Genomic DNA, 22140 nt, shown 5'->3' with positions numbered 1-22140 from the left:
GCCCAAAGCCAGATAGGCCGTGGGGAACAGCAGCAGGCCGGACCAACCAACAAAAACAAAGCGGTCACGCTTAAGCCAGTCATCGAGGACGTCGAACCATCCCCGTGCGGCAGGAGCGCGCCCTACAGCGATCGTCATGCGGATACTTCATGAAGCTTTACAAGCGCCATCCTACGGACTGCCGGCCCGCCCCGAGACCCCGCCGGATGAAGCACATCCGTAAATGAGTACTTGCACTCAGGAGCCGAGGGTCGCGGCCGACAGCGGAGCGGCAGGTCGTTCGCCAGAGTGACGCCTGGTCTTCAAGCGCACAACGTGTACGTCGTCGAGCTCGCCCTCAAGCTCAGCCCCATGCCCATCTCGGTGCAGCGCAAGGAGTTGAGCGACGCCCAGTCGCTCCACAGCGAGATCCGGGCGGCCATGGACAGCGGCCAACCCCGCGTGCTTGAACTCACCTGCGAAAAATCCGAGGAAAAGCGCATCAGCCTGCTCAGCGGCGAACTGCTGGCCGTTCAGCTCTACGAGAAGTCGGCGGTGGGCGGCGGCAGCAAGCGGCCGGGCTTCAGCGTCGACGGTTGATGGCCTGGGGCACCCCCTCCAGCGAAGCGGTCTCGCCCCGGTCTCCCGCCCTGGAGGTGGGGGAGCTCTGCTTTGGCTGGCCCAACGGCAGCGCCGCCCTTGATCACTGCGACCTGCGCCTGCCTGGGCCTGGCCTGTGGATGCTGGTGGGAGGCAACGGCAGCGGCAAGAGCACCCTGCTGCGCCTGATCGCCGGCCTGCTTGAGCCCAGTGGCGGACGGGTAGAACTCACGCTCAAGCCCGCCCTGGTGTTCCAGAACCCCGACCACCAGTTGTTGCTGCCCAGTTGCGGCACAGACCTGCAGCTCGGTCTCGTGCAGGGCCTGCCGGCCTCCCAGAGGCAGTCGCGGGTGAGCGCGGCCCTCGCCCAGGTGGGACTGGCGGGGTTCGAGGGTCGGCCGATTCACACCCTCAGCGGCGGCCAGAAACAGCGGCTGGCGATCGCTGGTGCCCTGGCCGGCGACGCGGGTCTGCTGCTGCTCGATGAGCCCACAGCCCTGCTCGATCCCGACAGCCAGCGGGAGGTGCTGCAACTGATCGAGCGGCTCTGCCACCGGAGCGAGCAGCCGCTGAGCGCCCTGTGGATCACCCATCGGCTGGAGGAGCTCGACCATTGCGATGCAGCCGCTGAGATGGAGGCGGGCCGGATCGGGGCCTGGCAGCAGGGACCAGCCCTGCGGCGGCGCATCGAGAGCCGCGTTGCCCCCTTGCCGGGCGGCAGGGCCGACGGGTAGGTTCACAACAGCCCATTCCTCGGTAGCTCAGTGGTAGAGCGGTCGGCTGTTAACCGATTGGTCGCAGGTTCGAATCCTGCCCGGGGAGTTCATTCTTGGATCGACGCTGCCTGAACGGTCGTGCGTTGTTACCCGCTGCGGCCGCAGGCCTGTTCCGCCAGGGCAGGCCTGCGGCTTCCGAGCGCGACAGATCAGCGCAGCAGCAAAATCTTTAGATTCAATTCAAGATGTTCAGGCCCGACTGCGGCCAGAACCCTCGGCCGATCAGGCCCCAGCCCCCGAATCCAGCATCGGGAGCGTCCCGCACCGACGCGCTGACCCCTGGGATCAGGAGAATATATGGATCGATCCGTTGGTGCCGGCCATCTCTGCTCTGCCGTCACGTGTCCGCCAGCCTCTGCCATGAAGCCCTGCATCTTGCTGATTGAGGACGACGGGGACATGCGTGAGCTGGTGGCCGCTCACCTGGAGCACGGTGGTTTCGTGGTGGAAACCGCTGAAGACGGGATCAAGGGTCAGGCCCTGGCGCTGCAGGCCAACCCCGATCTGATCCTGCTGGATCTGATGCTGCCGAAGGTGGATGGTCTCACCCTCTGCCAACGGCTGCGCCGCGATGAGCGCACCGCCGGCATCCCGATCATGATGATCACAGCCCTGGGTGGCACCAAGGACAAGGTGAGCGGGTTCAACTCCGGCGCCGACGACTACCTGACCAAGCCCTTTGATCTCGAGGAGCTGATGGTGCGGGTGAAGGCCCTGCTGCGCCGCAGCGAACGGGCTCCGCTCTCCACCAAGCACAGCGAAATCCTCAGCTACGGCCCCCTCACCCTGGTGCCGGAGCGGTTCGAGGCGATCTGGTTCGACGAGCCGGTGCGCCTGACCCACCTGGAATTTGAGTTGCTCCACTGCCTGCTGCAGCGCCACGGCCAGACCGTGGCGCCGTCGTTGATCCTCAAGGAGGTCTGGGGCTACGAACCCGACGACGACATCGAAACCATCCGTGTGCACGTGCGTCACCTGCGCACCAAGCTGGAACCCGATCCACGCAAACCACGCTTCATCAAAACGGTCTATGGAGCCGGCTACTGCCTGGAACTTCCCACCGGAGTCAAGCTCGCCCAGCAGGAGGCCCTGATGCGCAGGCAGCGCGAAGAGGAGCTGGCAACGGCCTCCCAGGCTCTCGAGAGCGCCTGAGCCCACCTGGGCCGAGCGGGCCTGGGGCCCATGGCAGTCAGCTGATCACACCGCTCAGCTCCAGCAGGGCCACCTCCCAGGCCAGGCGCGGTTGCACGAATCCGCGCAACTGGCCCCGCAACCGCTCCAACCGTTGCTGGGGCGCCAGCCGGGGCTGCCGGCGCCAGAGGCAGAGCTGCCACCAGTTCAACAGCCACAACTGCTGATCCAGGTCCAACGCTTCGCTCAGGTCGCGGGCCAGGGCCAGGGCCTCCAGCGGGTCGGCCGCCAGGTTCCCCAACCGTTCAGCCAGGCCGCTGGGTAACCCCCGCCACTGGCGGCGATGCTCCAGCAGGGCCCCGGGCGCTCCGGCCGCCAGCTCCAGCAGCTCGGGGGGGTCTGGGGCTTCAGGACCCTCAGCGGCAGCTGGTGCGCCAGAGGGATCGACGGCCCCGGCCTGCAACGCCAGCACCGCGGCCATGGCCGCGGGGGCGAGGGGGCGGAAGGGAATCTGCTGACAGCGGGAGCGGATCGTGCTGAGCAGGCGCTCCGGCGCGGAACACAGCAGCAGCAGCAGCCCAGCCCCGGGCTCCTCCAGGGTCTTGAGCAGCCCATTGGCCGCCCCCTCCGCCATCAACTCGACGGCCTCGATCACCACCACCGGCCGTGGGCCCGCCACCGCCCGCCTCGCCAGGAATGGTCCCACCGAGCGGATCTGCTCCAGCCGGATCTGCGGCAGACTCCGTTTGTTCACCCCTTCCGCCATCGCCTGGCTGGCGGGCACCAGCCGTCCCTGGTGGGAGTAGGTGGGCTCCAGCCAGAGCAGGTCCGGGTGGTTGCCCTGGCTCAGGCGCCGCCGCAGGGCCGTCGCACCCTCAGGTCCAGCGAGCACACCCTCGAGAAAGCGCAGCGCCCCCAACCGTCGGCCCACCCCATCAGGGCCCGTGAGCAGATAGGCGGCCGCCAGGCGCTGCCGCTCCAGGGCGGCGCCCATCAGCGCCACCGCTGTGGGCTGACCGATCAGATCAGCGAACAATTCAGCCATCGGGATCGCCTGGCCAAACGCGGGGAAAGCGCTCCAGCAGAGCCGCGCGCAGGGCCGTCTCCACCTCAGCGGCTGATCCAGCAGCATCCACCCGGCTCCAGCCCCGCTCCGCCGCCAGCTGGGCAAAACCGGCCGACACCCGCTGCAGAAACGGCAGGCCGGCCGCCTCAATCCGATCGGCGCCGCGATGGTCCCGGCGCTGGGACGAGAGAGTCAGGGGCAGGTCGAGCCAGAGGGTGAGATCGGGCACCAAACCGGCGGTGGCGACGACCTCCAGCTGATCGATCAAGGCCATCGACAGGCCCCGACCATGGCCCTGGTAGGCGGCGGTGGAGCCGGCGAAGCGATCGCTGAGCACCCAGGCACCAGCCGCCAGCGCCGGTTCGATCAGGCTTTGCACATGCTGGGCGCGGTCGGCGGCATAGAGCAACAGCTCGGCTCTGGCCAGAGGGGCCACCTCCTGCGGGGGATGGAGCAGCAGCTGCCGCAGTCCCTGACCGAGCGGGGTTCCCCCCGGCTCCCGGGTGCTCACCACTCGGGAGCCGGCTGGCATCAGGCCGCTGCGGGGCAGCCAGCGGCCCAGGCGCTCCAGCTGGCTGGTTTTGCCCGAGCCGTCGATGCCCTCCAGCACCACAAAACGGCCCCGCGGGCCCTCAGGGGCGGCCATGGAGCAGCAAGGCGTTGACCACCACAGTGATCGAGCTGACAGCCATCAGCAGGGCGGCCAGCGGGGGAGAGAGCAGCAGACCGAAGCCGGGCAGCAGGGCACCGGCGGCGATCGGCAGCACGATCAGGTTGTAGCCGAAGGCCCACAGCAGGTTCTGCTTCACCTTCGCCAGAGTGCGGCGAGCCAGGCGCAGCGCCTCCACCAGCGACTCCAGCCGGTCGCCGAGGATCACCAGATCAGCGGTGTCCTGGGCGATCTGGGTACCCGTGCCCACGGCGATGCCCAGATCAGCAGCAGCCAGGGCCGGGGCGTCGTTAATGCCATCCCCCACCATCGCCACGGGCCCCTGCTGGCGCCAGCGCAGGATGTGCTCCAGCTTCTGCTGGGGGTTCAGTTCCCAGGCCAGGCCGGTGCTGGGCAGCCCCAGGCGGTCGCCCAGCTGCAGCACCGGCTCGCGGCGATCTCCACTGAGCACCCCCAGGCGCAGGCCCATGCCGCCGAGGTCTGTCAAGGCCTGGGCCGCATCAGCGCGTGGCTGATCCTGCACCGCCACCAGCCCCAGCAGCGCAGCAGGGGTAGCCACCACCAACACCGTGGCCCCCTCCGACTCCAGCTGGTCCAGCTGCAGCTCCAGGTCAGCGGAGAGGGCCAAGCCGTGCTGCTGCAACCAACCTGGCCGTCCGACCCTGGCCAGCCCCCCCTGGCCCTCCAGCCGGCCCTCCACACCCGATCCCACCTCAGTACGGCTGTCACTCACCTCTGCCAGGGCCAGGCCGCGACACTGGGCCTCCTGCAGCAGGGCATGGGCCAGGGGGTGGCGGGTGTGCTGCTCAAGGCTGGCCGCCAGCTGGATCAGGGCGTCGCCGGCCGCACCGGCGGGATCGCCTCCGCCGGCCGGCAGCACGGCCGTCACCAGGGGGCGGCCCAAGGTGAGGGTTCCGGTCTTGTCGAAGAGCACGCTCTCGAGGCGGGCGGCCATCTCAATGGCATCGCCGCCGCGGAAGAGCAGGCCGGAGCGGGCCGCCTGGCCCGATCCCACCGTGATCGCCGTGGGGGTGGCCAGGCCCAGGGCGCAGGGACAGGCCACCACCAGCACCGCGATCGCCAGCTGCAGGGCGAGGGAGAAGGGGGTGGTGGCCACGGCCCCCAGAACCCCGTGGGCTCCATGGCCACCGTGGTCCGCCCCCATGAGCACCTGGGGCCAGAGCCTGGTGCCCCACTGCCACCAGAACACAAACGTGGCCAGGGCCAGCAGCAACACGGCCACGCTGAAGCGGCCCGCCACCCGATCCGCCAGGCTCTGGATCGGCGCCTTGCGGGCCTGGGCCTGCTCCACCAGAGCAATGATCCGCGCCAAGGTGGATTCAGGGCCCGTGCGCCGCACCTCCAGCTCGAGGGGGGCCTGGAGGTTGAGCATGCCGGCCATCAGCTCACTGCCGGGCCCGGCCTCCAGGGGCAGCGGTTCCCCCGTGAGGCTGGAGACATCCACCGCGGAGTGTCCCTCCACCACCTCACCATCCACGGGGACGCGATCACCGGGCAGCAGGCGCACCCGATCACCAGGGCGAAGGCCGCCGACGTGCACCTCCCGTGGCGGTCCATCGCCGAGCAGCAACAGGGCAGTGTCGGGCTGCAGGCGCACCAGCTGCTCAAGGGCCTGACCCGTGCGGTTGCGGGCCCGCTCCTCCAGGAAGCGACCCAGCAGCACGAAGCCCAGCAGCATCACCGGCTCATTGAAGAAGCAGGGCCAGCCGGATGCCGGGCGCAGATAGGCCACCAAGCTGGCCAGGTAGGCACTGCCCATGCCCAGCCCCACCAGGGTGTCCATGCTCGGAGTCCGCTGCCAGGCGTTGCGGGCGCCCCGCACCAGGATTCCCCGACCGGGTCCGAGCAGTGCCGCGCTGGCCACCAGGGCATGGAAGCCAAGATCACCCAGCGTGGGCACTCCGGGCAGGGCCATCAGGGCCTGCGGCAGGTGCCCCCCCTGGACCAGGTGGCCCAGCACCGACACCAGCATCAGGCTGAGGGCCACGATCAGCTGGCGCCACTCCTGACGCCAACGGCGCTGCTGCTCGCGCTCGGCGCGGCTGGGGTCAGGGCCCACCAGGTCACGCCGATGGGCTTCGAATCCCAGAGACTGCAGGCTGGCGATCAGCGCCGTGGCCGGGTCTTCGGCCGGGATGCCCTGGGCCGGATCCAGACCGATCCAAGCGGTGCGGGTCACCAGATTGACGCTGGCCTGACTGACCCCGGGCTGCTCCAGCAGGCGACGTTCCACCGCCCGCACGCAACCGCCGCACTTCATGCCGTCCACATCCAGGAGCAGGGGCTCAACAGCAACGGTTGCTGCGCTGGGCGCGGGGAGGGGGGAGGTCAGGGTCACGGGCCGATGCTCAGGCCCCAAGGGTAGGGAGTGTGGCGAAGGCTCCCTGGCCTGGCAGGCACCCGTCAGGATGGGAGCACCGATCACGCCAGCCGCGCCGTGCCCCGCAGCCAACGCAACGACAACTTCATCGACAAAAGCTTCACGGTGATGGCCGACCTGATCCTCAAGGTGCTGCCCACCAACCGTCGGGCCAAGGAAGCCTTCGCCTACTACCGCGACGGCATGAGCGCCCAGGGCGATGGTGAATACGCCGAGGCGCTGGAGAACTACGACGAGGCGCTGAAGCTGGAGGACGATCCCCTCGATCGCGCCTTCATCCTCTACAACATGGCGCTGGTGTACACGAGCAACGGCGATCACCAGCGGGCGATCGAGACCTACGAGCAGGTGCTGGAGCTCAACAGCCACATGCCCCAGGCCCTCAACAACATGGCGGTGATCCACCATCACCTGGGGTCCCTGGCCGAGGAGCGGGGCGACACCGACGAATCGGACCGTCGCTTCGCCCAGGCCGCGGAGTATTGGACCAAAGCCATCCGGATGGCCCCCAATAACTACATCGAGGCCCAGAACTGGATCAAGACCAGCGGTCGCGGTTCCGTCGACGTGTACTTCTGATGCGCATTGCGGCGAGGGAAGCGCTGAGAACCCTCGTCGGCAAGCCAGCCTTGCTTGTGCTGCTGCTCACTGGCGCGATCCTTGCCGGAGCACCCCTGAACAGGGCGGCAACGGCGACTGCGGAGACTGCCCCCGCCGCGACCTGTCCAGGGCCCGGAACAACCAGCCCGACGCTGGCCACACCTGAGGCGATCGCTGCCCTCGAGCGCTGTCTGGCACGGCTCCCCCAGACCAGTGATCTCTACAGGGTGAACGGCATCTACACGCCGGAGCGCCAGGCCCTGCACAGCCGCATCCTCGCCACCGCCACCACGGGACTGGCCTGCGTGAGCGGACGCCCTCCGATTGCGGTGCTGACAGGAGGCCCCCCCGGCGCCGGCAAGACCACCTGGCTGCGGCGACACGCGCCGATGTTGCTCAGGCCAACAACTCTGCGCGTCGATGCCGATGAGCTGCGGATGCAACTGCCGGACTACCAGGGCTGGAACGCCGCCATCACCCAGGTGGAGGTTGGCGATCTGGTGGACCAGCTCCTGAGCGGGGTGGGGTCGCCTTGTCCCACGGACCTGATCTATGACGGGACCATGTCAAGTTCCCGGCGCTACCTGAGCCTGATTCCCCGCCTGCGGAGCCTCGGCTATCGGGTGTTCCTGGTGAGTGTGCTGGTGCCGGAATCCGTCAGCCAGTCCCAGGTGCTGAAGCGCTATCTGTCGAGTGGAAGGTACGTTCCGGGAAACGCCATCAAACAGTTCTATCGGTCCGCGCCCTCCGTCTTCCGGACGATCGCGCCGCTGGCGGATGGCTATCTCCAGGTGAACGGACTGAACGGTTCCGTGCTGCGAACCGGCGGGGCACCGCTCCCTCTGCTCGATCCCTAGGACTCCCCCATGCGGCGATCAATGGTCCAGCCCACTGCCGCGTCCCTGGCCCTGATCGGCTACGTCGTGGTGTCGGGGCTGCGCAGCACAGCCCTCAAGGGACTGCAACTGCAGGGCGCGAGCCATCCGATCGGGGGAGACAATCCCATCAGCTTCTGCAACGTCTTCCTCATCAGCCAACTGATGATCGGCCTGGCACTGATCAGTGTCGAGCCGAAAAAGGTCCGGCGACAGCTCACCCAACTGCCGGCCAGCGCTGCTCCACTGATCGCAGCCGATGCCTTCCTCGGCTGTTTCCTGGCGCCGCTGGCGTTCTATCTCGCTCTGGAACAGCTGAGCGTGATCACACAGACCTTGGTTTTCTCGCTCACCCTGCCGGCCTCAGCCCTCATTGCCCTGTGGTGGCTGGGCGAACGGCTGCCGCATCGCTTCAACCTCAGCCTGCTGCTGATCTTGGCAGGCCTGCTGGCCGGCAAAGTCTTTGGTGTCATGGAATCCAGCGGGCCTGCGGGGCCCATGCGGATGCTTGATGGCCTCGATGGCTATCTCTGGGCCATCGTCTCGGTGGGCGCCACAGCCCTGAGGAATTCGCTTCGCCGTCGACTGGCCGGACTGGAGCTCTGCCGCGGATTATCCACAGGAATCCCCAATCTGGCCGGTGCCGTCGCCTTCGCGATCATCGCCCTGATCCGTTATGGTCCCGGGCACTTTTTCTACCTGCGCTGGTGGTGGGTGCTGGGAGTAATTGTTGTGTACGGACTCACGCTCTGCCTTGGCACCGAAGTCCTGCGCCAGGCCAGCCAGCGTCATTTCCAGGTGTCCCAGATCGCTTTCGCCGGCTCAGCCAGTCTGGTGGTCACGGTGCTCAGCGCCGCCTGGCTGCTGAGCGAACCACTGTCCTGGCCCATCCTGCTGAGCACAGGCCTGATTCTGGCCGGAGTGCTCCTTCGCTTCCTCCCCTCCTCACTCCCGCCTGGTGACGAGCGCAAGTCGCTCCTGCTCAATCCTTGACAGCAGCGGGGTTCACCCCCAGGGCCGCCACCAGGGCCTCGGCCACACCGCCCGCCTCCAGCAGCTCCAGCCCCAGGGCGGCGGCGGCCGGAGCCAATCCACTGCCGCGGGGCACCACGGCCCTGGTGAAGCCCAGACGGGCCGCCTCCTGCAGCCGCAGCTCCAGTTGCCCCACTGGGCGGATCTGTCCCCCCAGCCCCAGCTCCCCCACCAGCACCGTGCCGGCGGGCAGGGTGAGGTCGCGGAAGCTGGCCACCACCGCGGCGGCCACCCCCAGGTCGGCTGCGGGCTCCTCCACATCAAGCCCCCCGGCCACCGCCAGGTAGCAATCAAAACGGGAGAGGGGCAGGCCCAGATGCTTCTCCAGCACCGCCAGGATCTGGTGCAGACGGTTGATGCCGATGCCCGTGGCGGTTCGACGAGGACTGGCGTAGCTGGTGCTGCTCACCAGGGCCTGGAGGTCCACCAACAGGGGCCGGGTGCCCTCACAGGCCACGATCGTGGCGGTACCGGGGCAGGGACCTTCCCCCCCCAGAAACAGCTCGCTGGGGTTGGTGACCTCCGCCAGGCCGCGGTCGCGCATCTCGAACACCCCCAGCTCGTGGGTGGCACCGAAGCGGTTCTTGACGGCCCGCAGCAGGCGGTGGCTGGCGAAGCGATCGCCCTCGAAGGTGAGCACGGCATCCACCAGGTGCTCCAGCACCTTCGGCCCCGCCAGCATCCCCTCCTTGGTCACGTGGCCCACCAACAGCAGGGCCGTGTCCTGGCGCTTGGCCAGCCGCTGCAGGGCCGCGGCGCAATCCCTCACCTGGGAGACCGAGCCGGGAGCACTGCTGAGCTCGGCGTCGTGGAGAGCCTGGATGCTGTCGATGATCGCCACCGCCGGGCGCAGGGCCTCCAGTTCCTGCAGCACCAGCTCCAGATCGGTTTCAGCCAGCAGCTGCAGTCCCGCCTGCTGGAGCGGCTCCTCCTCCTTCGTCCCCTGCTCCGGGCCCAGGCGCCGCCAGCGCAGCTTCACCTGCTGGGCTGATTCCTCGGCACTCACATAGAGCACTGAGCAGGAGTCCGCCAGGGCCCGAGCGCTTTGCAGCAGCAGCGTCGACTTGCCGATGCCCGGATCGCCGCCCACCAGCACCAGCGATCCGGGCACCAGGCCACCCCCCAGCACCCGATCCAGTTCAGGGAAGCCCGTGGCCAGGCGCCGCAGCGGTCGTTCGCCCACGCTGTGGATCGGCTCGGAGCGGCGCGCCCTGGGTGCGGCCCCCTCTGGGGGAGGAGCGGGGGCGGCGCGCCGGCGGCGGCCATCAGCGGCGGGGTTGCTTTGCTCCACCAGGCTGTTCCAGCTGCCGCAGCCGGGACAGCGGCCGAAGAACTGGCGGGACTGGGCCCCGCAGCTCTGGCAGGCGTAGAAAGGAGTGGAACGTCCCAAAGAGGTTTGTGAAGAATGGTGGCTTTGGGTGAACTGGCGGGCGCTCGTGCCTTTTCAGTAGGCGGAGATTTTGTAACAGTGCCGGCGGCGCGATGACGGTTTCCAGCTCAGCGAAGGAGACCATCCTGGTCGTCGACGACGAAGCCAGCATCCGCAGGATCCTGGACACGCGCCTCTCGATGATCGGGTATCAGGTGGTCACGGCCTCCGACGGGATCGAGGCGCTCGAAGCCTTCAGACAATCGAGCCCGGACCTGGTGGTGCTCGACGTGATGATGCCCAAGCTCGACGGCTACGGGGTCTGCCAGGAGCTGCGCAAGGAATCGGATGTGCCGATCGTGATGCTCACCGCCCTGGGTGATGTGGCCGATCGAATCACCGGCCTGGAGCTGGGTGCGGACGACTATGTCGTCAAACCCTTCAGCCCCAAGGAACTGGAGGCCCGCATCCGCTGTGTGCTGCGGCGGGTGGAGAAGGACCCGGTGGTGGGAATCCCCAACTCCGGTGTCATCCAGGTGGGGGAGCTGCGCATCGACACCAACAAGCGCCAGGTGTACCGCGGGGAGGAGCGCATCCGCCTCACCGGCATGGAGTTCAGCCTGCTGGAGCTGCTGGTGAGCCGCTCGGGTGAACCCTTCAGCCGCGGCGAAATCCTCAAGGAGGTGTGGGGCTACACCCCCGAGCGCCATGTGGACACCAGGGTGGTGGATGTCCACATCTCCCGCCTGCGCTCCAAGTTGGAGGATGATCCAGCCAATCCTGAGCTGATCCTCACGGCTCGCGGCACGGGATATCTGTTCCAGCGCATCGTGGAAGCCGTTGCCTCCGAAGGAACCTGATCTCGATCCCCGCTTCGGCAGGCGTGCCAAGCCCAGCCGGGCTATTCGCCGGCTGGTGATCTGGTATCGCCGCAATGCGGCGGTCACCTCGATCGTGGGCACGGCCACCTCCTCCGCCGGTTCGGTGGCCTCGGCTGCGGGGTCGGTGGCCGGCAGCGTGGCCTCCACGGCGGGCTCGGTGCTCAACCCCCTGGTGATCGATCCCCTGCGCCGGCTGCAGCAGAGCGGTGGCGAGGAGTTGGCCGCCATCCACCGCGGCGATCGCCTCTGGGTGGCCGTCGACGGCATGGGCGGTGACCACGCTCCGGGGCCGATTCTGGAGGGCTGCCTGAGGGCAGTGCAGATCCTGCCGGTGCGCGTCCGCTTCGTGGCCGAAACCGCGGTGGTGAATGCGGTGGTGTCCCAGCTGGGACTGGGCGAGTCGCTGCGGGAGGCGATCCAGCGGGGCCTGATCGAGATGGTGCCCAGCGGCCCTTCGGTGGGCATGGACGACGAGGCCACGGTGGTGCGGCGCAAGCGCGACGCCAGCATCAACCTGGCGATGGACCTGGTGAAGCGGGGTGAAGCCACCGCGATCTACTCGGCCGGCAATTCCGGAGCCGTGATGGCCTCGGCCATCTTCCGCCTGGGGCGGCTCAAGGGCATCGACCGACCGGCCATCGGCGCCCTCTTCCCCACCAAGGACCCGTCCCAGCAGGTGCTGGTGCTCGATGTGGGCGCCAACATGGACTGCAAGCCGGGCTACCTGCACCAGTTCGCCCTGCTGGGGAGCATCTACAGCCGCGATGTGCTTGGGGTGGCCAGCCCAAGCGTCGGCTTGCTCAACATCGGCGAGGAGGAGTGTAAGGGCAATGAGCTCACCCTCAAGGCGTTTCCGCTGCTGGCAGCTGAGCCCAGGATCAGCTTCAAGGGCAACTGTGAAGGCCGCGATGTGCTCTCCGGCAGCTTCGATGTGGTCGTCTGCGATGGCTACACCGGCAACGTGCTGCTCAAGTTCCTTGAGTCGGTGGGCAGCGTGCTGCTGGATGTGCTGCGAGCGGAACTGCCCCGCGGCCGCCGCGGCAAGGTGGGCTCCGCCTTCCTGCGCAGCAATCTGATCCGGATCAAGAAGCGCCTCGACCATGCCGAACACGGCGGCGCCCTGCTGCTGGGGGTGAACGGGGTCTGCGTGATCGGCCACGGCAGCAGCAAGGCCCTCTCGGTAGTCAGTGCCCTGCGCCTCGCCCACCTGGCCGCCAGCCATGGGGTCATGGACGACCTGCATCAGCTCAGCGCCCAGGAAGACAGCGTCAGCGCCTGTGGTTGACTGAGCCCAACTGAGGACTGAGACGGTGTCGCTCGGCCGGATGGGCGCAGGCATGGCCCTGGTGGGTAGCGGCAGTGCCCTGCCGCTGGTCAGTGTCAGCAATGAACAGCTCAGCCGCCGGGTCGACACCAACGACGCCTGGATCCGCAGCCGCACCGGCATCACAGCCCGCCGGGTGGCCGGTCCTGGTGAAACGATCACCAGCCTGGCCACCGCTGCCGCCCAGGCCGCCCTGGAGCAGGCCGGCTGGGAGGCCGAGGATCTGGACCTGATCCTGCTGGCCACCTCCAGCCCCGACGATCTGTTCGGCAACGCCCCGCGGGTGCAGGGGGCCCTTGGGGCCCGGCGGGCGGCGGCCTTCGATCTCACCGCCGCCTGCAGCGGCTTTCTCTTTGCCCTGATCACCGCCGGCCAGTACATCCGCGGGGGAACGGTGGGGCGAGCGCTGGTGATCGGCGCCGATCAGCTCAGCCGCTGGATCGACTGGGACGACCGCAGCACCTGCGTGCTCTTCGGCGACGGTGCCGCCGCCGTGGCGGTGGAGGCCTGCGAGGAACCGCGCAATGGCCTGCTGGGCTTCAAGATGCACTCCGATGGCCGCCGGGCCGACTGCCTCTCCCTGCGCCAGCGCGACGATCATGTTCCTCTGCTGGAGGGTCAATTGAGCCAGAAAGGCGGCTTCGAGACCATTCACATGAACGGCCAGGAGGTGTATAAGTTCGCCGTGCGCGAGGTGCCGGCTGTCCTGCAGGAGCTACTGCAGAGCACGGGCACCAGCGCGGAGCAGCTCAACTGGCTGCTGCTGCACCAGGCCAACCAGCGCATCCTCGATGCGGTGGCCGACCGCTTCGCCATCCCCCATGAACGGGTGCTCAGCAACCTGGCCCGCTACGGCAACACCTCCGCCGCCACCATCCCGCTGATGCTGGATGAGGCGGTGCGCGATGGCCGGGTGCGCCCGGGCGACCTGATCGCCAGCAGCGGCTTCGGAGCGGGCCTGAGCTGGGGAGCGGCCCTGCTGCGCTGGGGTGGCCCCGGCGGCGGGGCCCAGGCAGCCGCTGAGTCCGGCTGAACCGCACCGCCGTAATCTCCAGCCGGTTCGAGCGCGTGTCGCCATGGGGATTGCCTGGGTGTTTCCCGGTCAGGGCTCACAGAAAACCGGCATGGCCAGTGGGGTGCTGGAGCTGGCGGGGGCTCGCGAGCGCTTCGCCGCCGCCTCCGCGCTGCTGGGACGCGATCTGCTGGCGATCTGTGCCGGCGAGGCGAGCGAGGTGGAGGGGGCAGCGCCAGGAGCGCCGCTCGATCTGGGCGACACCCGCAACACCCAGCCGGCCCTGTTCGTACTGGAAAGCCTGCTGGTGGATGGCCTCAAGGCCCAGGGCCGCCGGGCTGATCTGGTGGCCGGCCACAGCCTCGGTGAGCTGGTGGCCCTCTATGCCGCTGATGTCTTCGATTTCCATACGGGCCTGGAGCTGATGCGCCGCCGCAGCGAGCTGATGGCCGCCGCCGGTGGCGGGGCCATGACCGCGGTGATGGGCTTTGAGCGCAACGAGCTGGAGGCGCTGGTGGAGGTCATTGAGGGCGTGGTGATCGCCAACGACAACAGCGCAGGCCAGGTGGTGATTTCCGGCCTGCCTGAGGCTGTGGCCGCCGTGGCCGCCCAGCTCACCTGCAAGCGGGCCATCCCCCTGGCGGTTTCAGGGGCCTTCCACTCCCCCTTCATGGCCACTGCGGCCGAGTCCTTCGCCGCCCTGCTGGAGGAGGTTCCCTTCGCCGACGCCAGCATCCCGGTGCTGAGCAACACCAACCCCACCCCCAGCAGCAGCGGGGCCAAGCTCAAGCAGCGGCTGCAGCGGCAGATGGTGAGCGGGGTGCGCTGGCGCGAAACCATGGATCAGCTGGCGGTCCACGCCATCGACACCGTGGTCGAGATCGGCCCTGGCTCCGTGCTCAGTGGCCTGGTCAAACGCAGCCTGAGCGGTGTCACCACCGCCCAGATCAGCACCAGCGCCGACCTGGGGCTGTGATCGATACCGAGGAGGGCCTGCCGGCCAGCGGACCACTCGAACCCCGTCGCCGCGGCCTGCGCCGTCGGCGACGGACGGAGCCGCCGACTCTGCTCACCCCCAGGCCGAGCCTCACCTACCGCCTGATCAGTTATCTGCTGGTGTTTCCGGTGTTCCGGCTGCTGTTCAGGGGCCGCACCAGTGGCAATGGCCTGGTGCCGATGGAGGGGGCCCTGGTGGTGGTCGCCAACCATGGTTCCCACCTCGACCCGCCCCTGCTGGGGCATGCCCTGGGGCGTCCGGTGGCCTTCATGGCCAAGGCCGAGCTGTTCCGGGTGCCCCTGCTGGGGCCGATCATCCGGGCCTGCGGCGCCTATCCCGTCTCCCGTGGCGCCAGCGACCGGGAGGCCATCCGCATCGCCACCGACCGGCTGCTGGAGGGCTGGGCCACTGGTGTGTTCATCGACGGCACCCGCCAGACGGACGGGCGCGTGAACCAGCCGCAGCCTGGTGCCGCCCTGTTGGCGGCACGGGCGGGGGCTCACCTGCTGCCGGTGGCGATCATCAACAGTCACCGGGCCCTCGGTACTGGTCAGAGCACCCCAAGGCTGGTGCCGATCCACATCCGCATCGGCCAGATCATTCCGCCACCGGCCTCCCGCCGCCGCGCCGACCTGCTGGCCACCACCGCCGCCTGCCAGGAGCAGATCAATGCGCTGCTGGATCAGGGCCTGCTGGCCCCAGGGCGGGAGCCAGCCGCCCTGCCGCCCACGAGCGCAGATCCCGACCCGTGACCACCCAGGCCGCGGCCCTGAGGCCATCACCCCAGACCTTGCGGCGCCCCTCCGGCCGGCAGCTCTCGCCGCAGGGCACCGCCACAGGAGTGAGGTGAATGCCCCGGCTGCCGGCCACAATCCGTCCCACCAGCAGCGCCCGGTCCATGTGATCGCTGCTGGTGACCAGCAGCACATGCTGAATCCCCAGACGCTGAAGGTCATCCACCACCGTGGTGAAGTTGCCGAGGGTGTCGCGGGCGCGGTAATCGAGGCGAAACTGCCGGTGATCGAGCCCCTCCTGGCTGAACAGCCACTGGGCATATTCCGGATTGCTGCCGCCACTCACCAGCAGGGGCAGCCCATCCCGGTGGGCCAGCCGGCCGGCCAGCTTCTCCCGCTCGATATCGCCCCCCAGCACCAGAATCATCTGGGGCCGGCCGAGGCTGGGCAGCAGCAGCCCTCGGGTCACCAGCACCAGAGCGCCGGCCAGCAGGGCTGCCACCAGCAGCCGTCGCATCAGGCCTGCCCCAGCGGCTGGCCCACCGGACTGGTGGGATAGAGCGGCAGGACGCTGGCCCAGGGAGCCGCCGCTCCCGCCGCCGCCGCCAGCCCACTCAGGCGCAGCAACTGATCCACGTCGGCCTCCGGATCGACCCGCGCCTCCAGCCGAACGCCGGCCGGCAGATCGGCCAGCTGGGCGTAGAGGCGTGGCGCCTCGCGCTCGGCGATTCCCCCCAGTGCCCACTCGTCGACGGCGTAGCAACCCGCCACGATGCCGCGGCGGGGCAGCTCCTGCAACAGCCAGAAGGGCTGATCACCCACCTCGGCGCGCTGACGCAAGCGGTGAGCCATCAGCAGGAAGCTGCTGAAGCCATCGAGGGGCAACCCCAGCTGCTGGGCCACGGTGCGGGCGAAAACCACGGTCACCCGGGTGCCGGTGAACCCGCCCGGACCGGTGGCCACCGCCAGGCGACCCAGCTGGCGCCACTGGGGGGCAGGCAGCAGCTGCTCCACGCAGGCCAGCAGATCGTTGGAGAGCCGCCGGCCCAGGGGATGGCTGCTGATGCGGGAGCTCGTGCCAGGGGCCGGCTCCAGGGGGGCGAGCCCCAGCCCCAGCACCTCGCTGCTGCTGTGCAGCGCCAGCAGCCAGGGGGGGGAGACAGCACTCATGCCGGCACCCTCTCACCCGGGCGCAGGCGGCTCCAGCGACCCGGCTCGCTGCGAAAGCTGGAGCAGGCCCGCACATCCCACTCCACCCCCACCTGATCCGCCGCCAGGCTGATCACCTGAACGTGGATGCGCGGGGCCGTGGGAGTGAAATCCGGATCCACACTGAGGTGCTCCACACCGTGCTGCCTCTCCACCGCGTGATAGGCCTGACAACGCTCCACCCAGTGGCAGTCGACGCAGATGCACATGCCGCCGGAGCCCTCCACTGACCCCATTCTGGAGTGGGCCCAGGCCCCCCAGGGACCCAGGGCAGCGGCCACCGCCGTGCTGCGCCGGGCCCTGGCTATGGAGGGCTGGCCCTGGCCGCCCAACGCCTTCCCCAGCGGCACGGCCCTGGTGGGTGGCGCCGTGCGCGATGGGTTGCTGGGACGCCTTGGACCGCAGCCCGATCTGGATCTGGTGGTGCCCGCTGACGCCATCGCCCTCTGCACCAGGCTGAGCCGCAGTCACGGCGGCAGCGTTGTGGTGCTCGATGGCGAGCGCTCGATCGCCCGGCTGGTGCTGCGCGGCTGGAGCCTGGACCTGGCCCGCCAGGTGGGAGACGATCTGGAGAGTGACCTCTGGAGGCGGGACTTCAGGCTGAATGCCCTGGCCCTGCCGCTGGCACCCGGGGCTGAATTGCTGGATCCCACCGGTGGGCTGGCGGACCTGCTGAGGGGAGAGCTGGTGGCGGTGCGGGAGGCCAACCTGCTGGACGATCCGCTGCGGATGCTGCGAGGGGTGCGCCTGGCCGCGGAGCTGGGCTTCTGCCTGGAGCCGCGCACCCGAGGCTGGATCGAGCGCCACCACGGCCGGATCAGCCAGGTGGCGCCGGAGCGGGTGCTGCAGGAACTGCAGAAGCTGGCCCAGGCCCCCGGCGGGGGGAGGGGCCTGGCGGAGGCGCTCGCCTGCGGCCTGCTCGAGCCCTGGCGCTCGGTCGGGCCGGAGCCCGTCTGGGGAGCGGCGCTGGGGCCTGGAGGGGAGCTCGCAACGGGGCTGGAGCTGACCGCCGCGGAGGCGGTCCGGGCCCTGCCCCTGGCCCGGCTGGCACGGGTGCTCGATGCAGCGGCACTGGAGCGGTTGCGCAGCAGCCGTCAGCTGCAGCAGCGCTGCGGGCAGTTGCGCGGCTGGTTGCTGCGGCTGCTCGACAGCAGAGGAGGTGTCGCCGCCGGCCTGCGGCGCCTGGGCGAAGCGGAGCGCCTGAGCCTGCATCTGCAGCTGGAGGCGGATCTTCCGGCGCTGCTGCTGTTTTTCCCAGCCAACCTGGCGGCGGAATGGTTAATGCGCTGGCGTAATCCCCAGGATCCGTTGTTTCATCCCAGTCCGCCGATCGATGGGCGCAGCCTGCAGCAGCAGCTGGGGCTTAGCCCGTCCCGACGGCTGGGGGAGCTGCTCGCCCACCTCACCCTCGAATCCGCCTATGGCCGCATCCATGGGCCTCAGCAGGCCCTGCGCCAGGCCAGGGTCTGGCTAGAGAGCACCCCGGCATGATTTACTGAACTGTGAAAAGGCATCTATTCACAGCCTGACACCGCCCGTAAGCATCGGCTGATCGTCTGAGGTTTCGTCAAGGGATTTCCGAGCCACTGGCTCTCCAGACCAACCTGTTCATCGATCAACACTCCGCCATCGGTCAAACATTCCCCCTTCCTCCCTCGTTTCATGAGCGTTCGTCTTTACGTCGGCAACCTGCCGCAGAGCTTCGATGACAAGGAGCTGACTGCTCTGTTCACCGCCGTCGGTGAAGGCGTGCGCTTCAAGACCGTCCAAGACCGCGAAACGGGTGCCTGCCGCGGCTTCGGCTTCGCCAACGTCGACGACGAAAAGCTCGCTGATGCGGTGGTCGAGCAACTCAACGGCCGCGACTTCGGCGGCAACAGCCTGCGCATCGAGCGCTCCGAGCGGCGCGACAGCCGCGGCGCTGCCCCCAGCAGCGACCGCCGTGCCGGTGGAGCCACCGCCACGGTGGCCCGCAAAGCCGTCAACAAGGTGGTCCACAGCGACGACATCACCGAAGGCGCACCCGATCCCCGCTGGTCCGGCGAACTGGCCAAGCTCAAGGCTCTCCTGGCCAACCAGACCGCCGCTGTCTGAGCCGGGTCCTCCGTTTGCGCCCCTCCGGCCTGCTGCGTGACTGATCCAGCTGTCGATGCTCCTCGCCCGCTTCAGCACTGGTGCTGGCGGGGTCACTCGATCGGCTTCACCAGCCAGCTACCGAGCCCGGAGCACAGGGGATCAGCTCACCCTGTCCCCAGTGTGGTGGTGTTGATCCACGGCTTCGGAGCCTCCAGTGGCCACTGGCGCCACAACCTGCCGGAGCTGGGGGAGCACTTCTGCACCTACGCCATCGACCTGCTGGGGTTCGGCTCCAGCGACAAACCCTGCTCCCAGCTGCGCGGGGAAACCGCCAGGGTGGGAGCTGTCGCTTATGGCTTCGATCTCTGGGCCGAGCAGGTGGCCGACTTCGCCGCCTGGATCCTGGCCGCAGGCGGCAGCCAGGATCCAGGCCCGGCGCCCAGCCTGCAGTTGGTGGGCAATTCCATCGGTGGAGTGGTGGCTCTGCGGGCCAGTGAACTGCTGATCGCCCGAGGGCTGGCTCCCAGCCAGGTCATCCTGATCGACTGTGCCCAGCGCACCCTCGACCAGAAACGGCTGGCCCTGCTGCCCTGGCCCCAACGCGTCAGCCGGCCGCTGATCCAGCAGCTGGTGCGCCAGCGCTGGCTGATCGCCCCCCTGTTCCGCACCCTGGCGCGGCCCGCTTTCATCCGGCGCGTGCTGGCCATGGCCTATCCCAGTGGCGCCAACATCGACGACGCCCTGGTGGAGCTTCTCTTTCGCCCCAGCACTGATGAGGGGGCGCCGGAGAGCTTCCGCGGCTTCATCAATCTCTTCGACGATCACCTGGCCCCGGAGATCCTCGCGCGCCTTGGCTGCCTGCCGGTGCGCATGATCTGGGGCGAACTCGATCCCTGGGAAAATCCCGCTGAAGCCAGACGGTGGGCCGATCAGTTCAGCGGCGTCCGTGAGCTGCGGCTTTTACCGGGGCTGGGCCACTGCCCCCACGACGAAGCCCCGCAGCTGGTGAACCCGATCCTGATCGAGTGGCTCAGCGCGACTGAGCAATCACAAAGGAACAGGGAAGATCCAGCAGCTTGAGCGGCCGGGGCACGTAAGCGCGGTGGCTGAACACGTCGTAGTCGAGCTGCTCGATCACAGCGAGGATGCCGCGATAGAGCCGCAGGGAGGCCCACACCGGCCAGCGGGCATCGGCGGAGAGCCAGCGCACTCCAGCCTCGGAGCGGGCGAACCACTGACGGGCCCGGCGCAGCTGGAAATCCATCAGGGCACGCCAGTTGTCGTTGAGGGTGCCGGCCAGCAGGTCGGCCTCGGAATAACCGAAGCGCACAAGATCCTCCTGGGGCAGATAGATCCGCCCTCGGGCGCGGTCTTCGCCCACGTCCCGCAGGATGTTCGTGAGCTGGTTGGCAATGCCCAGGGCTACGGCCGCACTCGAGGTGTCCGGCCGCTCGCTCCAGGGGGCTGAGGTGTAGGCGGGATCCAGGCCCATCACCTCCTGGGTCATCAGACCCACCGTGCCCGCCACCCGGTAGCAGTAGAGCTCCAGGTCTTCGAAGCGGGCGTAGCGGTGGCGCTGCAGATCCATCCGCTGGCCCTCGATCATGTCGAGATAGGGCTGCAGCGGCTGGGGGTAGCGCTGCAGGGTGTCCACCATCACCAGGTCAAGGGCGTCATGGACCTGGCCGCTGAACAGGGAACGGGTGCGTTCCTCCCAGCGGTCGAGCCGCTCGGCCAGGCAGTCCACCGGCAGGGACTGGGCCTGGGGACTGTCCATCAGCTCGTCGGTGCGGCGGCACCAGACGTAGATCGCCCAGATCGCCCGTCGCTTCGCCGGCGGCATCAGCAGGGTGCCGAGATAGAAGGTCTTGGCCCACTGGGCTGTTTCCTGCCGACAGGACTGGTAGGCCTCCTCCAGGGTCGGCAGGGAGGCGCAGGACACCGTGGTGGAGGCAGCCAGCACCGTCAAACCGCCAGGGGGGTCTTGGCCCGGCTGTGGCTGACGGCCTCAGCACAGAGCTTGCCGCTCAGCACGGCTCCCTCCATCGAGGCGAGGTAGCGCTGCATGGTGTAGTCACCGGCCATGAAGAAATTGGCGATCGGCGTGTCCTGCGATGGCCGCAGCTGCTGGCAGCCTGGCACCGTCTTGTAGACGGAGAGCGGTGTCTTCACAACCCGTGCCTTGCGCAGCTGAGCCTGGTCGTCGCCGCTGAAGTGGTCGGGGAACAGCCGCCGCAGTTCGCTCAAGGTGGCCTCCACGATCGCCTCGTCGCTGCGGCCGATCCACTCCTCGGCCGGAGCGAAGACCAGCTCCAGCATCGAGCGCTCGGAATCGGCGTACTCCCGGCAGGTGTTGCTCATGTCGGCGTAGACGCTGAGCAGATCGGAGCGGCTGAACAGCAGGTGATCGATGTCGGTGAGCTTGCGGTCGAACCAGAGGTGAATGTTGATCACCGGCACCCCCCGCAGGCCCTGCAGCTTCTCGAAATAGGGCAGCTGCTTCCAGGGCTCGGGCAGCAGCAGCTTCAGTGGATCCACCGGCAGGGCGCTGACGTAGGCGTCGGCCTGCAGCAGGCGGGGCTCCTGCCCCTGCACGCCGGCCAGCCGGAACCCGGACACGCTGCCGTCGCCTGCCAGCTCGATCTGGCGCAGGGGACTGTTGAGGTGCACCTCACCGCCGCGTTCGCGGACCCACTCCACGATCGGTTCGCACAGGCGCTGGGGCGGGTTGCCATCGAGAAAGGCCATCTTCGATCCGTTCTTCTCCTGGAGGAAGCGGTTCAGGGCCGTGAGGATCACCGTGCTGGAAATTTCATCCGGATTGATGAAATTCAGGGCCTTGCTCATGGCGATGAACACTTCATCATTCACACGCTTGGGAATGTTATGAAGCTCAAGCCACTCCGACCAGGAGTACTTATCGCACTCTTCAACATAATTCTGACCGCGCAGCATCGCCGGCACCAGCCCCAGACCGAACTGGATCTTCTCCGGCCAGCTCAGCATGTCGTTGTTGCCGAGAATCGCAACCACGCCATTGAGCGGTGCGGGCAGGTCGGGAAAGTCGAAGCGGCTGTAGTTGCCCGGTGAATCTTTCTGGTTGAAGATCATCGCGTGGTCTTTCCACTGCAGACGGTCTTCGATGCCCAGCTCGGCGAAGAGCTGCAGCATGTTGGGGTAGGCCCCGAAAAAGATGTGCAGACCGGTTTCATACCAGTCGCCGTCCTCATCTTGCCAGGCCGCCACCTTGCCGCCGAGCACATCGCGGGCCTCGACGACCACGGGCGTGTGGCCCGCATCGCTGAGGTATTTAGCGCAGGAGAGACCGGCCAGGCCTGCTCCGGCGATGGCGACGCGCATGGCAAAACGAAAAGTCAACGGCAACCATAAAAGGGCTGCCGCTGGCAA

The 22140-nt window shown here is 68.3% G+C and carries 23 protein-coding genes, 1 tRNA gene and 1 pseudogene; 15 read left to right on the top strand and 10 right to left on the bottom strand.

The annotated features are described in order from the left end of the window. A pseudogene (locus KBY67_RS09830) lies at positions 1-138 on the bottom strand (photosystem II D2 protein (photosystem q(a) protein)); the annotation flags it as partial. 177 nt (positions 139-315) lie between these two features. Here KBY67_RS09830 and KBY67_RS09825 point away from each other — a divergent pair. The 4 genes from KBY67_RS09825 to KBY67_RS09810 all read left to right on the top strand — a co-directional run bounded on the left by KBY67_RS09825 (position 316) and on the right by KBY67_RS09810 (position 2507). Then, entirely contained in the window at positions 316-579 is a 264-nt protein-coding gene (locus KBY67_RS09825) for a hypothetical protein (protein WP_255110842.1), read from the top strand. Then, the gene (locus KBY67_RS09820; RefSeq protein WP_255110841.1) at positions 579-1313 is read left to right on the top strand and encodes an ABC transporter ATP-binding protein; all 735 of its coding nucleotides are present in this window, start codon (positions 579-581) and stop codon (positions 1311-1313) included. The genes KBY67_RS09825 and KBY67_RS09820 overlap by 1 nt, the downstream gene beginning before the upstream one ends. Before the next feature lie 16 nt (positions 1314-1329). Beyond that, a tRNA-Asn gene (locus KBY67_RS09815) sits at positions 1330-1401 on the top strand. Positions 1402-1715: 314 nt separating this feature from the next. Next, positions 1716-2507, top strand: a complete 792-nt coding sequence (locus tag KBY67_RS09810) for a response regulator transcription factor (RefSeq protein ID WP_255110840.1) — start codon at positions 1716-1718, stop codon at positions 2505-2507. Between the two features lie 37 nt (positions 2508-2544). Here KBY67_RS09810 and KBY67_RS09805 read toward each other — a convergent pair whose 3' ends face one another. The 3 genes from KBY67_RS09805 to KBY67_RS09795 are packed head-to-tail and all read right to left on the bottom strand — an operon-like array spanning position 2545 to position 6581. Next, positions 2545-3531, bottom strand: a complete 987-nt coding sequence (locus tag KBY67_RS09805) for a DNA polymerase III subunit delta' (protein ID WP_255110839.1) — start codon at positions 3529-3531, stop codon at positions 2545-2547. Further along, on the bottom strand, positions 3524-4198 hold the full coding sequence (gene tmk, locus KBY67_RS09800; protein ID WP_255110838.1) for a dTMP kinase: 675 nt from the start codon (positions 4196-4198) through the stop codon (positions 3524-3526). The genes KBY67_RS09805 and tmk overlap by 8 nt, the downstream gene beginning before the upstream one ends. Beyond that, entirely contained in the window at positions 4185-6581 is a 2397-nt protein-coding gene (locus KBY67_RS09795) for a cation-translocating P-type ATPase (protein ID WP_255110837.1), read from the bottom strand. The genes tmk and KBY67_RS09795 overlap by 14 nt, the downstream gene beginning before the upstream one ends. Positions 6582-6680: 99 nt before the next feature. Between KBY67_RS09795 and KBY67_RS09790 the strand changes: the two genes are divergently transcribed. Genes KBY67_RS09790 through KBY67_RS09780 form a run of 3 tightly spaced genes read left to right on the top strand, consistent with a single transcriptional unit; the run spans position 6681 to position 9091 of the window. Continuing rightward, a complete protein-coding gene (locus tag KBY67_RS09790) occupies positions 6681-7202 on the top strand; it encodes a photosystem I assembly protein Ycf3 (RefSeq protein ID WP_255110836.1) in 522 nt (173 codons plus the stop codon). A gap of 56 nt (positions 7203-7258) precedes the next feature. Continuing rightward, on the top strand, positions 7259-8080 hold the full coding sequence (locus tag KBY67_RS09785) for a zeta toxin family protein (RefSeq protein WP_255110852.1): 822 nt from the start codon (positions 7259-7261) through the stop codon (positions 8078-8080). Between the two features lie 9 nt (positions 8081-8089). Further along, positions 8090-9091 (top strand): DMT family transporter, encoded by a 1002-nt coding sequence (locus KBY67_RS09780; RefSeq protein ID WP_255110835.1) that lies wholly within the window; start codon positions 8090-8092, stop codon positions 9089-9091. Here KBY67_RS09780 and radA read toward each other — a convergent pair. Then, a complete protein-coding gene (radA, locus tag KBY67_RS09775; protein ID WP_255110834.1) occupies positions 9081-10520 on the bottom strand; it encodes a DNA repair protein RadA in 1440 nt (479 codons plus the stop codon). The genes KBY67_RS09780 and radA overlap by 11 nt on opposite strands. Positions 10521-10612: 92 nt before the next feature. Here radA and rpaB point away from each other — a divergent pair, with 92 nt between their 5' ends. The 5 genes from rpaB to KBY67_RS09750 are packed head-to-tail and all read left to right on the top strand — an operon-like array spanning position 10613 to position 15465. Further along, positions 10613-11359, top strand: a complete 747-nt coding sequence (gene rpaB / locus KBY67_RS09770) for a response regulator transcription factor RpaB (protein ID WP_255110833.1) — start codon at positions 10613-10615, stop codon at positions 11357-11359. After that, complete coding sequence (gene plsX, locus KBY67_RS09765; protein WP_255110832.1) at positions 11340-12665, top strand: phosphate acyltransferase PlsX; 1326 nt, start codon at positions 11340-11342, stop codon at positions 12663-12665. The genes rpaB and plsX overlap by 20 nt, the downstream gene beginning before the upstream one ends. Positions 12666-12717: 52 nt before the next feature. Further along, the gene (locus tag KBY67_RS09760) at positions 12718-13737 is read left to right on the top strand and encodes a beta-ketoacyl-ACP synthase III (RefSeq protein ID WP_255110851.1); all 1020 of its coding nucleotides are present in this window, start codon (positions 12718-12720) and stop codon (positions 13735-13737) included. Positions 13738-13780: 43 nt separating this feature from the next. Then, positions 13781-14692, top strand: coding sequence for an ACP S-malonyltransferase (gene fabD, locus KBY67_RS09755; protein ID WP_255110831.1), 912 nt, complete (start codon positions 13781-13783; stop codon positions 14690-14692). Between the two features lie 56 nt (positions 14693-14748). Then, on the top strand, positions 14749-15465 hold the full coding sequence (locus KBY67_RS09750) for a 1-acyl-sn-glycerol-3-phosphate acyltransferase (RefSeq protein WP_255110850.1): 717 nt from the start codon (positions 14749-14751) through the stop codon (positions 15463-15465). On the opposite strand, the gene KBY67_RS09745 is transcribed toward KBY67_RS09750, so the two are convergent. Genes KBY67_RS09745 through KBY67_RS09735 form a run of 3 tightly spaced genes read right to left on the bottom strand, consistent with a single transcriptional unit; the run spans position 15380 to position 16865 of the window. Beyond that, complete coding sequence (locus KBY67_RS09745) at positions 15380-15964, bottom strand: YdcF family protein (protein ID WP_255110830.1); 585 nt, start codon at positions 15962-15964, stop codon at positions 15380-15382. The two genes, KBY67_RS09750 and KBY67_RS09745, sit on opposite strands and share 86 nt — an antisense overlap. Beyond that, the gene (tsaB, locus tag KBY67_RS09740; protein WP_255110829.1) at positions 15964-16617 is read right to left on the bottom strand and encodes a tRNA (adenosine(37)-N6)-threonylcarbamoyltransferase complex dimerization subunit type 1 TsaB; all 654 of its coding nucleotides are present in this window, start codon (positions 16615-16617) and stop codon (positions 15964-15966) included. Before tsaB ends, KBY67_RS09745 begins: the two co-directional genes overlap by 1 nt. Next, positions 16614-16865 carry a Ycf34 family protein gene (locus KBY67_RS09735; RefSeq protein WP_255110828.1) on the bottom strand — a complete coding sequence of 84 codons (252 nt, stop codon included), beginning with the start codon at positions 16863-16865 and terminating at the stop codon, positions 16614-16616. The genes tsaB and KBY67_RS09735 overlap by 4 nt, the downstream gene beginning before the upstream one ends. On the opposite strand from KBY67_RS09735, the gene KBY67_RS09730 reads away from it, so the two are divergent. The 3 genes from KBY67_RS09730 to KBY67_RS09720 all read left to right on the top strand — a co-directional run bounded on the left by KBY67_RS09730 (position 16864) and on the right by KBY67_RS09720 (position 19812). Then, a complete protein-coding gene (locus tag KBY67_RS09730; protein WP_255110827.1) occupies positions 16864-18147 on the top strand; it encodes a CCA tRNA nucleotidyltransferase in 1284 nt (427 codons plus the stop codon). The two genes, KBY67_RS09735 and KBY67_RS09730, sit on opposite strands and share 2 nt — an antisense overlap. 171 nt (positions 18148-18318) lie before the next feature. Further along, positions 18319-18750, top strand: coding sequence for an RNA-binding protein (locus KBY67_RS09725; protein ID WP_255110826.1), 432 nt, complete (start codon positions 18319-18321; stop codon positions 18748-18750). A 36-nt stretch (positions 18751-18786) separates the two neighbouring features. Further along, positions 18787-19812, top strand: coding sequence for an alpha/beta fold hydrolase (locus KBY67_RS09720; RefSeq protein ID WP_255110825.1), 1026 nt, complete (start codon positions 18787-18789; stop codon positions 19810-19812). Here the strand turns inward: KBY67_RS09720 and KBY67_RS09715 are convergent. Further along, entirely contained in the window at positions 19763-20692 is a 930-nt protein-coding gene (locus KBY67_RS09715) for a phytoene synthase (RefSeq protein WP_399214256.1), read from the bottom strand. The two genes, KBY67_RS09720 and KBY67_RS09715, sit on opposite strands and share 50 nt — an antisense overlap. A 5-nt stretch (positions 20693-20697) precedes the next feature. Then, positions 20698-22092, bottom strand: coding sequence for a 15-cis-phytoene desaturase (gene pds, locus KBY67_RS09710; RefSeq protein WP_255110823.1), 1395 nt, complete (start codon positions 22090-22092; stop codon positions 20698-20700). Between the last annotated feature and the right edge of the window lie 48 nt (positions 22093-22140).

This window comes from Synechococcus sp. RedBA-s (assembly GCF_024345495.1).
Taxonomy (GTDB): domain Bacteria; phylum Cyanobacteriota; class Cyanobacteriia; order PCC-6307; family Cyanobiaceae; genus Regnicoccus_A.
Note: the sequence above shows the minus strand (reverse complement) of the source record. Positions and strands in the feature narration are given on the sequence as shown.

What these genes read in the sequence shown, in the direction of transcription:
- KBY67_RS09820 (WP_255110841.1), top strand. Translation starts at nt 579, where the DNA reads ATGGCCTGGGGCACCCCCTCCAGCGAAGCGGTCTCGCCCCGGTCTCCC.
- KBY67_RS09810 (WP_255110840.1), top strand. Translation starts at nt 1,716, where the DNA reads ATGAAGCCCTGCATCTTGCTGATTGAGGACGACGGGGACATGCGTGAG.
- KBY67_RS09805 (WP_255110839.1), bottom strand. Translation starts at nt 3,531, where the DNA reads ATGGCTGAATTGTTCGCTGATCTGATCGGTCAGCCCACAGCGGTGGCG.
- tmk (WP_255110838.1), bottom strand. Translation starts at nt 4,198, where the DNA reads ATGGCCGCCCCTGAGGGCCCGCGGGGCCGTTTTGTGGTGCTGGAGGGC.
- KBY67_RS09780 (WP_255110835.1), top strand. Translation starts at nt 8,090, where the DNA reads ATGCGGCGATCAATGGTCCAGCCCACTGCCGCGTCCCTGGCCCTGATC.
- rpaB (WP_255110833.1), top strand. Translation starts at nt 10,613, where the DNA reads ATGACGGTTTCCAGCTCAGCGAAGGAGACCATCCTGGTCGTCGACGAC.
- KBY67_RS09760 (WP_255110851.1), top strand. Translation starts at nt 12,718, where the DNA reads ATGGCCCTGGTGGGTAGCGGCAGTGCCCTGCCGCTGGTCAGTGTCAGC.
- fabD (WP_255110831.1), top strand. Translation starts at nt 13,781, where the DNA reads ATGGGGATTGCCTGGGTGTTTCCCGGTCAGGGCTCACAGAAAACCGGC.
- KBY67_RS09745 (WP_255110830.1), bottom strand. Translation starts at nt 15,964, where the DNA reads ATGCGACGGCTGCTGGTGGCAGCCCTGCTGGCCGGCGCTCTGGTGCTG.
- tsaB (WP_255110829.1), bottom strand. Translation starts at nt 16,617, where the DNA reads ATGAGTGCTGTCTCCCCCCCCTGGCTGCTGGCGCTGCACAGCAGCAGC.
- KBY67_RS09730 (WP_255110827.1), top strand. Translation starts at nt 16,864, where the DNA reads ATGCCGCCGGAGCCCTCCACTGACCCCATTCTGGAGTGGGCCCAGGCC.
- KBY67_RS09735 (WP_255110828.1), bottom strand. Translation starts at nt 16,865, where the DNA reads ATGTGCATCTGCGTCGACTGCCACTGGGTGGAGCGTTGTCAGGCCTAT.
- KBY67_RS09725 (WP_255110826.1), top strand. Translation starts at nt 18,319, where the DNA reads ATGAGCGTTCGTCTTTACGTCGGCAACCTGCCGCAGAGCTTCGATGAC.
- pds (WP_255110823.1), bottom strand. Translation starts at nt 22,092, where the DNA reads ATGCGCGTCGCCATCGCCGGAGCAGGCCTGGCCGGTCTCTCCTGCGCT.